9 protein-coding genes are annotated in these 12,541 nt (G+C 72.4%); 3 read left to right on the top strand and 6 right to left on the bottom strand.

Annotation, left to right across the window (positions count from 1 at the left end):
• Positions 1 to 29: 29 nt before the first annotated feature.
• From ACZ7N4_RS31895 to ACZ7N4_RS31885, 3 genes are all read right to left on the bottom strand, one after another.
• Positions 30 to 1,682: an EAL domain-containing protein gene (locus ACZ7N4_RS31895; protein WP_471365277.1), complete on the bottom strand. Its 1,653-nt coding sequence runs from the start codon at positions 1,680 to 1,682 to the stop codon at positions 30 to 32.
• A gap of 134 nt (positions 1,683 to 1,816) precedes the next feature.
• Positions 1,817 to 3,007, bottom strand: a complete 1,191-nt coding sequence (locus ACZ7N4_RS31890; protein ID WP_471365274.1) for a lipid-transfer protein — start codon at positions 3,005 to 3,007, stop codon at positions 1,817 to 1,819.
• Positions 3,004 to 3,450, bottom strand: coding sequence for a Zn-ribbon domain-containing OB-fold protein (locus ACZ7N4_RS31885; RefSeq protein ID WP_471365271.1), 447 nt, complete (start codon positions 3,448 to 3,450; stop codon positions 3,004 to 3,006). Before ACZ7N4_RS31885 ends, ACZ7N4_RS31890 begins: the two co-directional genes overlap by 4 nt.
• A gap of 223 nt (positions 3,451 to 3,673) precedes the next feature.
• On the opposite strand from ACZ7N4_RS31885, the gene ACZ7N4_RS31880 reads away from it, so the two are divergent.
• Positions 3,674 to 4,210 carry an NUDIX domain-containing protein gene (locus ACZ7N4_RS31880; RefSeq protein WP_471365267.1) on the top strand — a complete coding sequence of 179 codons (537 nt, stop codon included), beginning with the start codon at positions 3,674 to 3,676 and terminating at the stop codon, positions 4,208 to 4,210.
• 10 nt (positions 4,211 to 4,220) lie between these two features.
• Here ACZ7N4_RS31880 and ACZ7N4_RS31875 read toward each other — a convergent pair whose 3' ends face one another.
• A complete protein-coding gene (locus tag ACZ7N4_RS31875) occupies positions 4,221 to 6,581 on the bottom strand; it encodes a glycoside hydrolase family 31 protein (RefSeq protein WP_471365265.1) in 2,361 nt (786 codons plus the stop codon).
• A gap of 215 nt (positions 6,582 to 6,796) precedes the next feature.
• Between ACZ7N4_RS31875 and ACZ7N4_RS31870 the strand changes: the two genes are divergently transcribed.
• Together ACZ7N4_RS31870 and ACZ7N4_RS31865 are read left to right on the top strand one after the other, a co-directional pair.
• Positions 6,797 to 8,773 carry an acetoacetate--CoA ligase gene (locus ACZ7N4_RS31870; protein WP_471365262.1) on the top strand — a complete coding sequence of 659 codons (1,977 nt, stop codon included), beginning with the start codon at positions 6,797 to 6,799 and terminating at the stop codon, positions 8,771 to 8,773.
• Positions 8,774 to 8,939: 166 nt separating this feature from the next.
• A complete protein-coding gene (locus ACZ7N4_RS31865) occupies positions 8,940 to 9,833 on the top strand; it encodes a hypothetical protein (protein WP_471365258.1) in 894 nt (297 codons plus the stop codon).
• A gap of 90 nt (positions 9,834 to 9,923) precedes the next feature.
• On the opposite strand, the gene ptsP is transcribed toward ACZ7N4_RS31865, so the two are convergent.
• Together ptsP and ACZ7N4_RS31855 are read right to left on the bottom strand one after the other, a co-directional pair.
• On the bottom strand, positions 9,924 to 11,594 hold the full coding sequence (gene ptsP / locus ACZ7N4_RS31860; protein ID WP_471365255.1) for a phosphoenolpyruvate--protein phosphotransferase: 1,671 nt from the start codon (positions 11,592 to 11,594) through the stop codon (positions 9,924 to 9,926).
• Between the two features lie 78 nt (positions 11,595 to 11,672).
• Positions 11,673 to 12,122, bottom strand: coding sequence for a PTS sugar transporter subunit IIA (locus ACZ7N4_RS31855; RefSeq protein WP_471365252.1), 450 nt, complete (start codon positions 12,120 to 12,122; stop codon positions 11,673 to 11,675).
• Positions 12,123 to 12,541: the final 419 nt, after the last annotated feature.

Genomic DNA, 12,541 nt, shown 5'->3' with positions numbered 1-12,541 from the left:
CGGCAACGGACGCGTACGGAACGGCCGTTTCACCAGCCCGGCTCGGCGGCCGCGTAACCGGCCGGCGTCGGCGCCGGCCCCGGGCCGCCGCGCCGGACCTCGTGGCCGGGGAGCCCGGCGCGCCCGAGCACCCAGCTGGCGCCGTTCAGCGCCTTGGCGGCCTTCTTCAGCGGGGCGAGACGGGCGGCGGCCTGGTGATGGTCGCCGACGCTGCCTGGGCCGCAGACGACGGTCGCCAGGGAGAGGGTGACCGGCCGTCCGCCCGCCGCCCAGGGGGCGTCCAGCACGGCCTTCACCAGCGGATCGAGCGCCTCCTCGTCGGCCAGCACCAGGAAGTCGTCCCCGCCGATGTGCCCCACGCGCGCGTGCCCTCCGATCGCCTGCTGGAGCGCGCGGCCCACCGCGCGGATCAGCTCGTCGCCCGCGGCGAACCCGGCACCGTCGTTGACCTGCTTGAAGTGGTCGATGTCCAGCCAGCTGAGCGCGAACGCGCACCCGTCGGAGATCCGCCGGTCCACCTCGCTCACGATCGCGTCCGAACCGGGCAGCCGGGTCAGTGGGTTGAGTCCGGCGGCCTCCTCGACCCGGCTCTCGGCCAGCGCCCGCACCAGGTCCGCCAGCCGTACGACCCCCACGCACCGGCCGCGTGCGTCGACCACCGCCACGTCGTCGGAGGTCCGGTCCCGGCCGCCGACCGCCACCACGTCCAGCACCTCCCACGCCGTCGCGTCGACGCCGACCGTGCGGGGCGCGTCACCCAGCTTGAAGGCCGGCCGGTCGGCGTACAGGGCGTGTCCGTAGCGGCCGGACATCGACAGCAGGAAGCGCGAGCGGTGCACCGAGCGGACGGGCCGGCCGGCCGGGTCCACCAGCAGCACCCCCGAGACGTCCGGGGAGCCGGTCAGAAGCGCTCGCACCTGCCCCGCCGAGGCCGTCGGCGGCAGTACGGCGGCGGGCCGCACGAACTCCCGCACCGACGGCCCGGAGCGGGGCGCGTCCACGGCACCGGGGGGCAGCTGCGGAACGTATACGTCCGCTGCGGGAATCCGGGCCGGCGGTGCGAACAGCTCGCCCTGGGCCAACTGGGCACCGGCCGACAGGGCGGCCGCACACTGGAGTTCGGTCTCCACGCCCTCCACCGCCACCAGAGCGCCCAGTTCCTCGCACAGCGTCCGCATCGCCCGGACCGCGGCCGGCCGGGCCAGCAGCGAGGCATCGAGTTTGACCAGGTCGGGGGAGAGGTCCGTGAGCAGTCTGAGCGGTACGTCGCCGTCGCCGATGCCGTCCGCGCTGATCCGGAACCCCTGTTCGCGCAGCGCGGCCACCGCCTCCAGCAGGGCCCGCTGAGGCACGTGCGTGTAGGGCGGGACGATGTCGAGCGTCACCTCCCAGGTCATGCGTCCCGCCGCGCGCACGGCGTCGCGCAGCGGTGTGAGACCGCCGAGGTCGGCGAGCGTGGCCGCGAACACGTTCAGGTGCAGCGGCAGCAGCGTCTCTTTGCGGGCCGCCGCGCGGAGGGCCAGCACGGTCAGCCTGCCGTCCAGTTCCGGATTCCGGCGGGCCTCGGCCAGGACGTCGCCGGTCTCCGGGCGGGCGAGTGTCTCCAGTGCGGCGACCGCGCCCGTCCTCAGGTTCACCACCGGCTGGAAGGCGAAGCGGAGATTATCCGTCCAGGAGTGCACGGGAGCATGATGGCGCTGCCCGCGTGCGCCCAGGCGCAGTTCATGAGACGTTCACGCAGGATTCCGGGCTGATCACACAGCGTGGGCGCCGCCCAGGGGGCTCCCGCGCGTATGAGACACCGACCCGGCCCCGCTCACCGCACGGCGACCACCGACGAGCCGTGCCCGAACAGCCCCTGGTTGGCGGTGATCCCCACCCGTGCCCCGGCGACCTGACGGTCCCCCGCCGTGCCTCTCAACTGCCAGGTCAGCTCGCAGACCTGGGCGATGGCCTGCGCCGGAACCGCCTCACCGAAGGAGGCCAGCCCGCCGCTGGTGTTCACGGGGATCCGGCCGCCCGGGGCGGTCACGCCCTCCCGGAGCAGCTTCGCGCCCTCGCCCTCGCCGCAGAGCCCCAGGTCCTCGTACCACTGCAACTCCAGCGCGGTGGACAGGTCGTACACCTCCGCCAGGGACAGGTCCTCGGGACCGATGCCCGCCTCCTCGTAGGCGGCCCCGGCGATGGACACGCGGAAGGCCTCCGCCGCGGGCGCCACCGCGACCGCGGAGTCCGTGGCGATGTCCGGCAGGTCCAGCACCGTGTTCGGGAAGCGGGGCGTCACCGTCGACACCGCCCGGATCCGCACCGGCCGGACGGCACCGTGCCGGTGTGCGAAGTCCAGGCTGGACAGCACCAGGGCGGCCCCGCCGTCGGACGTGGCGCAGATGTCCAGCAGCCGCAGCGGATCCGCGACCACCGCGGAGGCGGCCACCTCCTCTGCGGTGACCCGCTTGCGGTACCGGGCGTACGGATTGAGCGCTCCGAGCGCGGCGTTCTTCACCTTGACCAGCGCGAAGTCCTCCGGGGTGTCCCCGTGCACCGCCATCCGCCGCCGTGCGTACAGCCCGAAGTAGGCCGGATTCGTCGCGCCCAGCAGACGGAAGCGCAGCCAGTCCGGATCGTCGGGACGGTCCCCGCCCGCGGGTCGGAAGAAGCCCTTCGGCGCGGCGTCCGCGCCCACCACGAGGACGACGTCCGTGAGGCCGGCGAGGATCTGGGACCGCGCGGCGGCGATGGCCTGGGCCCCGGACGCGCACGCCGCGTACACACTGCTCACCCTGGCTCCCTGCCAGCCCAGGGCCCTGGCGAACGTGGCCCCCGCGACATGTCCCGGATATCCGCCGCGCACCGTCTCCGCGCCCACCACGGAGCCGATGTCGCGCCAGTCGAGACCGGCGTCCGCGAGCGCCGCGCGGGCCGCCGCCGTCCCGTATTCCGCGAAGCCCCGGCCCCACTTGCCCCACGGGTGCATACCCGCACCGAGGACCGCCACGTCGTGAGTCATGCCGTCACCTCCGTCGGCCGCCAGTGCCAGATCGTCCAGGTCGTCTCCGCGTCCCGATGAAGCACCCCGGGGACGACCTCCACCTCCATGCCCACCGTCAGATCGGCCACGGTGACGCCGGGAGCCGCCTGCCCCAGCACCACGATCCGCTCGGCGCCCAGCTCCACCGCGATCAACGAGTACGGCTCCCACGGAAGTTCCGGATCGCTCACATAGGGTGACGGCGGACGGTACCGGCTGTCGGTGTACGACCAGATTCGCCCCTTCCGTGACAGCGGGACCTCTTCCAGGCGGCCGCCCGCGCAGTGCGGGTTGCGGCAGTGGACGTCCTCGCGCGGGAAGAAGACCGAGGTGCAGGCCGTGCAGCGGGTGCCCAGGAGCCGGAAGCCGTCACCCTCACCGGTGAACCAGCCGACGACCGCGGGCTTGCGTGTGTGCGGCAACGTTCCTCCCTGTGACAGATCTGACGAAGCGTCAGGAGTGTGTCACGGGCGACCGGAAATGGGCAGGCCGTTTCCGTGAACCGAACGGCACCCCACTGCGTCGTGGTACACGAGGGGCGGCCGGGACCGACGGGGGTGATTCCGGCCGCCCCTTCCCGTTGCGCCCGTTCATGGCGCGTCGCTGCCGGAACGCGTCCCTCCCCTGATCGGATACAGTCCGCGCGTGTCCGAAACTCAGCACTCAATTGCCAATTCCGCGCCGAACTCCCACTGTTCGAGCTGCGGCGCGCCCTTTGGAGAGGGCGTTAGCGGCTGGCCCCGCACCTGCCCGTCCTGCGGAACCGTCGCCTACCGCAACCCGCTGCCGGTCGCGGTCGCACTTCAGCCCGTGTACGACACCAAGGGAACGGCACTGGTCGTCATCACCCGTACCGTCGCCCCCGCGCGCGGAGGCACGGCCCTGCCCGGTGGTTACGTCGACGACCGCGAGGACTGGAAGCAGGCCGTCGTACGCGAACTCAAGGAAGAGACCGGCATCGACGCGGCCGCCCGCGACGTGCGCCTCGTGGACGCCATGAGTTCACCCGACGGGCACCTGCTGCTGTTCGGACTGCTGCCGGAACGCTCGGCCGACGGGCTGCCGCCTTCCGCACCCACGGACGAGACCGAGGGCTGGCACCTGCTGCGCAGGCCCGAGGAACTCGCCTTCCCGCTGCACACGGTGGCCGTCAGGGCGTGGTTCGAGGGCCGCTACGTGTGAGCCCGGCCGTTCAGCCGAGCCCCCGCAGACGTACCGGGTAGGGCGGTCCGGCCACGCCGTCCTCCCGGTCCCGGGTGACCACCACCCGGCCGCCCTGCCGGCGGGCGACGTAGCGTTCGATCTCCGGCTCGTCCCAGCCGTCGCCCGCGTCCGGCACCACCAGCCCGGACCCGGTACGTCCCCGGGCGGGTGCCCACACCTCCAGCTCCAGCGCGCCGTCGGCGCCGCGCACGGGCAGGACCGCTCCCGCGCGCGCGAGCACCGGTATCCGGGACAGCGGTGCCTCCACCGTGACCTGTCCCGGGCCCTCGTAGACCTCCTCCGTCACCGTGTCGTACCAACGGCCCCGCGGCAGTTGCACCGCACGCCTGACGACACCGGGTTCCAGCACCGGGGCCACCAGGAGGCCGTCGCCCAGCAGAAACGCGTCCTCGCAGTCGCGCAGCGCCCGGTCCTCCGGCGCCCCCCACCACAGCGGCCGGACGTAGGGCGCGCCCGTCCGCCGGGCCAGATGCGCGAGCGTCACGAAGTACGGCAGCAGCCTCCGGCGCTCCAGCAGCGCCACGCGCGCGTGCTCCAGCACCTCGGCACCGAACTCCCACGGCTCCCTGCGCCCGGCCCGCAGGCTCGCGTGGGTGCGGAACAGCGGCAGACGGGCGCCCAGCTGGAACCACCGCAGGTACAGCTCCGGAGACGGACTCCCGTCGAAACCGCCCACGTCCGGACCCGAGTACGGCACCCCGCACAGCCCCAGGCCCAGCACCAGCGACAGCGACGCCCGCAGCCCCGGCCAGCCCGTCGCCACGTCCCCGGACCACGTACCGCCGTACCGCTGCAGCCCCGCCCACCCCGATCGCGAGAACAGGAAGGGCCGCTCCCCGGGCACCAGCTCGCGCAGCCCCTCGTAGGCGGCCCGGGCCATGCACAGCGCGTACACGTTGTGCGCTTCCCGGTGGTCGCCGCCGCGCCCCTCCAGAGCGTGCCGCGCCGAACGCGGCAGGGTCGACTCACCGAAGGCGCTGAACGACGTCGGTTCGTTCACGTCGTGCCAGAACCCCGCGAAGCCCTGCCCCAGCCGCTCCTCGTAGAGTCCGCCCCACCACGCACGCACGCGCGCGTGCGTGAAATCCGGGAACACCGACTCGCCCGCCCACCCGACCGCCCGCACCGGCCGGTCCTGCCCGTCCCGCACGAACGCGTCCACCGCCGAACCGCTCTCGTACACCGCGTTGCCCGGCTCCGCCCGCACCGCCGGATCGACGGTCGACACCAGCCGGACACCGTCCCGGCGCAGCTCGTCCGCCAGCACCGGCAGCTTCGGGAAGCGCTCCTGGTCGACTGTGAACACCCGGCGCTCGTCGAAGTGGTCGATGTCGAGGTGCACGGCGTCCAGCGGCAGTCCGCGCTCCTGGTAGCCCGCGACGATCCGGCGCACCTCCTGCTCGCTGCCGAAACCCCAGCGCGCGTGGTGATGGCCCAGCGCCCACGCGGGCGGCAGCGCCGGCGCCCCGGTCAGCGCGGCCCACGTGTGCAGCACGCGCGCGGGAGTCCCCACCGCCACCCAGCAGCGCAGCGGACCGCCGTCCATCCGCACCTCGCAGTGACCCGGCCGGTCGTGCCCGGACCCGGCGCCCTCCTCGCCCTCCCGCAGGACCACCGTGCCGTCCCAGGTGGTGTCATGGAACACCACATGCGTACCGGCGTCCGCCACCACCAACTGCACCGGCATCGTCAGATACAGCGGATCGTCACCGGGCCCGAACGCACGGCCGGGATCGGTGTTCCACAGCCGGTACCTGCCGTTGCGCAGCCGGGGCCCCGACGCGCGCCCGCCCAGGCCGAAGAACCGGGCGTCCGCCGCCACCTCCGACCGCTGCATCCACCGGCCCGCGCCCCCGTCGACCGGCTCCCACCAGCGCGGCGGCAGGTCCCGCCGCAGCATCACCCCGCCCGGCGTGCACACCTGCACCGCGCCGTGCCGCGACACGGCGACCGTCATCCGCTCGGCCACCACCCGCCAGCCGCCGTCCTTGTCCGGCTCCAGCACCGCCCGTGGATCCGGCTCGGGACCGCTTCCCGCCAGCGCGTACGACGGCTGCGGACCCGCCCCGTCCCACCCCCAGAAGACCGCACCGTTCGCGGCCACGACGATCCGCAGCTCCGAGCGGGCGAACCGGATCACACCACCTCCCGGACCCGGCTCCGTCTCCTGCACCTGCCCCGGCACGCGAGCCCGCTCGGGCCCCCGCCTCGGCAGCCCGGCGGCGTCGAGACGCCTCCTGCGCCACGAGGCACGCACGGTACGCAACCCCAGAGCCGCCCTCCCCGAACCGACCACACTCACCGAACGCACCAGGTCACGACCGTCCATGCTGCTCACCCTGCCACTGAGCGCCCCACGCGCGCGTGTCGTTCAACTGCCGTTCACCCGTGCCCGGGCCACATCTTCATGACAAGGACTATGTGGGGCGCACCCTGGTGCAGAAGTCGATCACATGGCATCGTCCCTGTCAGCCGCGTCACGCGCACACCCCAGCCCGTGCGCGGACCGACGCACACGACGCGCACAGCCCGGGAGCCGCTTCAATGTCGACCGCGAACCCCCAGCCGCTCTGGCAGCCCGATCCCCAGCGGATCGCCCAGGCCCGCATCACCCGGTTCCAGGCATGGGCCGCCGAACACCACGGCGCGCCGGCCGAAGGCGGGTACCCGGCCCTGCACCAGTGGTCCATCGACGAGCTGGACACCTTCTGGAAGGCCGTCACGGAGTGGTTCGACGTACGGTTCTCGACCCCCTACACGCGCGTGCTCGGCGACCGCGCGATGCCCGGCGCCGAGTGGTTCCGGGGAGCCACCCTCAACTACGCCGAACACGCCCTGCGCGCCGCGGCCGACCGAGCTGACGAACCCGCCCTCCTGTACGTGGACGAGACACACGAACCGCGCCCGGTGACCTGGTCCGAGCTGCGCCGCCAGGTGGGCTCCCTCGCCGCCGGACTCCGCGCCCTCGGCGTGCGCCCCGGCGACCGCGTCAGCGGCTACCTCCCCAACATCCCCCAGGCCGTCGTCGCCCTCCTGGCCACGGCCGCCGTGGGCGCCGTCTGGACCTCCTGCGCCCCCGACTTCGGCGCCCGCAGCGTCCTCGACCGCTTCCAGCAGGTCGAACCCGTCGTCCTGTTCACCGTCGACGGCTACCGTTACGGCGGCAAGCAGCACGACCGCCGCGAGACCGTCGCCGAGCTGCGCCGCGAGCTGCCCACCCTGCGCGCCGTCGTCCACGTCCCCCTGCTGGGCACCGAGGCCCCCGAGGGCGCCCTGGAGTGGTCGGCGTTGACGGCGGGGGACACCGAGCCGGTGTTCGAACAGGTCCCGTTCGACCATCCGCTGTGGGTGCTGTACTCCTCCGGCACGACCGGCCTGCCCAAGGCCATCGTCCAGTCCCAGGGCGGCATCCTGGTCGAGCACCTGAAGCAGCTCGGCCTGCACTGCGACCTCGGCCCCGAGGACCGTTTCTTCTGGTACACCTCGACCGGCTGGATGATGTGGAACTTCCTCGTCTCCGGCCTGCTCACGGGCACCACGATCGTCCTCTACGACGGCAGCCCCGGCCACCCGGACACCGGAGCCCAGTGGCGGGTCGCCGAACGCACCGCAGCCACCCTCTACGGCACCTCCGCCGCCTACGTCATGGCCTGCCGCAAGGCCGGCGTCCACCCCGCCCGCGACCACGACCTGTCCCAGGTGAAGTGCGTCGCCACCACCGGCTCCCCGCTGCCCCCCGACGGCTTCCGCTGGCTGCACGACGAGTTCGCCGAGAGCGGGGCCGACCTGTGGATCGCGTCCGTCAGCGGCGGCACGGACGTCTGCTCCTGCTTCGCCGGCGCCGTACCCACCCTCCCGGTCCACACCGGCGAGCTCCAGGCCCCCGGCCTCGGCACCGACCTGCAGTCCTGGGACCCGAGCGGCAAGCCCCTCGTGGACGAGGTCGGCGAACTCGTCGTCACCCAGCCCATGCCCTCCATGCCGATCCACTTCTGGAACGACCCCGACGGCAGCCGCTACCACGAAAGCTACTTCGACACCTATCCCGGAGTCTGGCGCCACGGCGACTGGATCACCGTCACCTCCCGCGGCAGTGTGATCATCCACGGCCGCTCCGACTCCACCCTCAACCGGCAGGGCGTGCGCATGGGCTCGGCCGACATCTACGAGGTCGTCGAGCGCCTGCCCGAGATCAGGGAATCCCTCGTCATCGGCATCGAACAGCCCGACGGCGGCTACTGGATGCCCCTGTTCGTGCACCTCGCGCCGGGTGCCGTCCTGGACGAGGCACTCCTCGACCGCGTCAAGCGGGCCATCCGGGAACAGCTCTCACCCCGCCACGTCCCCGACGAGATCATCGAGGTCCCCGGCATCCCGCACACCCTCACCGGCAAACGCATCGAGGTCCCCGTCAAGCGCCTGCTCCAGGGCACCCCCCTGGACAAGGCGGTCAACCCCGGCTCCATCGACAACCTCGCCCTGCTCGGCTTCTACGAGGAACTCGCCCGCAAGCGCACCTGACCCCAGCGGAGCATCACCCTCCGCATCCGCCTTCCTGCTCGGTCATGCCCCCGTGACCTGCGCGGACGCCCCCGTCGACCGATCCGCAGCCGCCGGCGGCACTGCCATTGTCAGTGCCGCCGGTTACGGTGAGTGAGCATTGATCGACTGCGCATTGGGGGAAATCATGGCGCACACCGACCACCAGACCATGCGACGCGTCCTGCGCCGCGAGATCGCCGGCACCATCGGCGTACTCACCGACGACCACGACTTCCGCGCCATGCGGCGCTACCGGAGCTTCACCTTCGACGACCACGCGACCTACCTCCGGCAACTGGAGGCCGTACTCAGGGCCCGTGCCGCACAGGGCACCCACACCACACTCGCCCTGTTCGACCCCGAGGACTACGCCGCCTACTGCGCGGACACCGGCCTCGACCCGGAAGCCCAGGCCAGCCGGACCCGGTACACCGCGGAACTCGCGGCCACCGGCCCCACCGTCCCCTACGACGGCCGCCCGCTCGCCGACCTCCTGCCCGCACTCGTCGACGAAGCCGTCCGCCAGGCCACCTGGGAGTACTCCACCACCCTCCTCACCCGCCTCGGCCCCTGCCCGACCTGCGGCGAGGACATCGGCAGGGCGGCCTTCACCCGCGCCTCCGGAATCCTGGTCCGCATCCTCGACACCGCCCCGCCCGGCGACCGGCACCTCGTCTGCAGCGTCTCCGGACCACCGGACACCCTGGTGTCCGTCCTGCACGCCGACCAGGACCCCCAGGGCGCGACCCGTCTGGACGAGGCCGAGGCCCTGGAATTCACCAGCGTCCTCGCCCTGGGCCTGGCGACCCGCAGCCCCGGCGGACTCGTCATGCGCACCAGCACCCCCGGCACGGCCGACCGCGTCTACGGCTGGCGACTGCGCGGCGGCGCCATGGAACCACTGACGGCCTCGGAGGTCTTCGACGCCTACTGCACCGACGTCGAGTCCGGCGACCTCATTCCTCCGGAGTCCGGCGTCGACTACCGCGAGCCCCCGGCCCTCGGAGAGGAGAGCACTGCCCCGGACCACCGTCACTGAGCGGCAGAACGAGTACAGGAAAACAGCAGGGGCGCCCCGCCCGAAGGCAGGACGCCCCTGAACCCGGCATCCCGCAGGCGCCGGTACGGCCTACTCGCCGGACAGCACCGCCTGCGCCGCGCTGCGTGCCTCCTCGGCGCTGTCCGCCGCACGCGCCGCGGCCGCGGCCCGCTCGCACTGCGCCAGCGTGTACTTCGCCAGCGTCGCGCGGACGTACGGAATCGACGCCGAACCCATGGAGAGGGAGGTGACACCAAGACCCGTCAGCACACAGGCCAGCAGCGGATCGGACGCGGCCTCACCGCACACCCCGCAGCTCTTCCCCTCGGCCTTGGCCGCCTCGGCGGACAGCGCCACCAGGTCGAGCAGCGCCGGCTGCCACGGGTCCTGCAGGCGCGACACCGCGCCCACCTGCCGGTCCGCGGCGAAGGTGTACTGCGCGAGGTCGTTGGTCCCCAGCGACAGGAACTCCACCTCCTGCAGGATCGAGCGCGCCCGCAGCGCGGCCGACGGGATCTCCACCATCGCGCCGAACTTGGCCCGCAGACCCGCCTCACGGCAGGCATCGGCGAAGGCCTTCGCGTCCCTGCGGTCCGCCACCATCGGCGCCATGACCTCAAGGTAGACGGGCAGGCCCTCGGCGGCCTTCGCCAGCGCCGTCAGCTGGGTGCGCAGAACCTCGGGGTGGTCGAGCAGCGTCCGCAGCCCCCGCACGCCCAGCGCCGGGTTCGGCTCGTCCGCCGGCGTCAGGAAGTCCAGCGGCTTGTCGGCGCCCGCGTCCAGCACCCGCACGACCACACGACCCTCGGGGAACGCCTCCAGCACCTGCCGGTAGGCCTCCACCTGCTTCTCCTCGGAAGGAGCGTTCTTGCTGTCGTCCAGGAACAGGAACTCGGTACGGAACAGACCGACGCCCTCGGCCCCGGCCTCCAGGGCCGCCGGCACATCCGCGGGCCCGCCCACGTTGGCCAGCAGCGGCACCTTGTGCCCGTCCGCGGTCGCACCGGGACCCGTCGAAGCGGCGAGCGCGGCTTTGCGCTCGGCGGCCGCGGCCTCCAGCTCCGCCTTCTTCTCCCGGCTGGGATTCACGAAGACATCACCGGTGCTGCCGTCGACAGCGATCATCGTGCCCTCGGCCAGCTCACCGGCACCCGGCAGAGCCACCACGGCCGGCACCCCCAGCGCCCGCGCCAGGATGGCGCTGTGGCTGGTCGGACCCCCCTCCTCGGTCACGAAACCGAGCACCAGAGACGGGTCCAGCAAAGCCGTGTCGGCCGGAGCCAGATCCCGGGCCACCAGGACATAGGGCTCGTCGCTGTCCGGCACACCCGGCATCGGAACGCCCAGCAGCCGGGCGACGATACGGTTCCGCACGTCATCGAGGTCGGCCACGCGCCCGGCGAGGTACTCCCCGGCACCGGCCAGCAACTCCCGGTACGCCGCGAAGGCGTCGTACACGGCACGCTCGGCGGTGCTGCCGACGGCGATCCGCCGGTCCACGTCCGCCATCAGCTCGGGGTCCTGGGCCATCATGGCCTGCGCCTCGAGCACCGCCTGGGCCTCGCCCCCGGCCAGGTTGCCGCGCGCCATCAGGTCGGCGGCCACCGCATCCACCGCCTGGCGGGCGCGCCCCTGCTCCCGTTCCGCGTCCTCGGCGGGAATCTGCTTCGCCGGCGGCTCCAGCACCGCCGTGCCCATGTGCCGGACCTCGCCGATCGCCACACCATGGCTCACGCCGACGCCTCGCAGGGTTGTCTCCATCTCACCCGTCTCCGATAGTGCGGCGGGTCCCGCCGCCGCGATGGTTGTCCTGTTCGCCGCCCTACGGCAGCCCCGCTGTCAGTTCCAGGAGAAGAGGCTGTCGCCGGTCTTCACATCACCGCTGTCACGGAGATCGGAGAGGGACTCGGCCGAGGCTTCCAGCGCGACGATCGGACACACCGGGGACTTGCCGGCGGCCTCGACGGCGGCGGGGTCCCAGCGCACGACCGCCTGGCCCCGGGTCACGGTGTCGCCCTTGTTGACGAGCAGCTCGAAGCCCTCGCCGTTGAGCTGGACGGTGTCGATGCCGAGGTGGGTGAGCACACCGTGACCACTGTCGTCGACCACGACGAACGCGTGCGGGTGCAGGGAGACGATGACGCCGTCCACGGGCGCCACGGCCTGGGAGGGCTCACGCACGGGGTCGATGGCGGTACCCGGGCCGACCATGGCCCCGGAGAAGACCGGATCCGGCACAGCGGCCAATCCGATGGCACGCCCGGCAACAGGGGACGTCACGGTGGTCATGGGAAGCCTCCCAGGGAGTGGAGCTGTTCAGGGGCCGTCACTGGCAGTCCCGGACGGCGCACTGAGCAGCAGCGTATGTCATGTGAAGTGGCGGTTCCGGATGGAAGCTACCAGGTAGTGGTCTAGACCACCAGCTCGACGGATTTGCACCGCCTTCACGGCTGCGTGTACTGTCGTACTCCTGCCGGGGGCAGTGAGGCATGCGAAAGTATCCTGGCTCCTCGCAGCACCCAAACTCATCGGATCCTATCTCTGGATCTCCTTCTGCATGCTCGCAGGGGAGTGGTCAGGGAGACGGAAAAACCCTGATAGAGTTTGAAACATCGAAGGGAAGCGCCCGGAGGAAAGCCCGAGAGGGTGAGTACAAAGGAAGCGACCGTTCCTTGAGAACTCAACAGCGTGCCAAAAATCAACGCCAG

The organism is Streptomyces sp. NPDC107654 (genome assembly GCF_055639035.1).
This window is presented reverse-complemented; position numbering and strand designations above follow the sequence as displayed.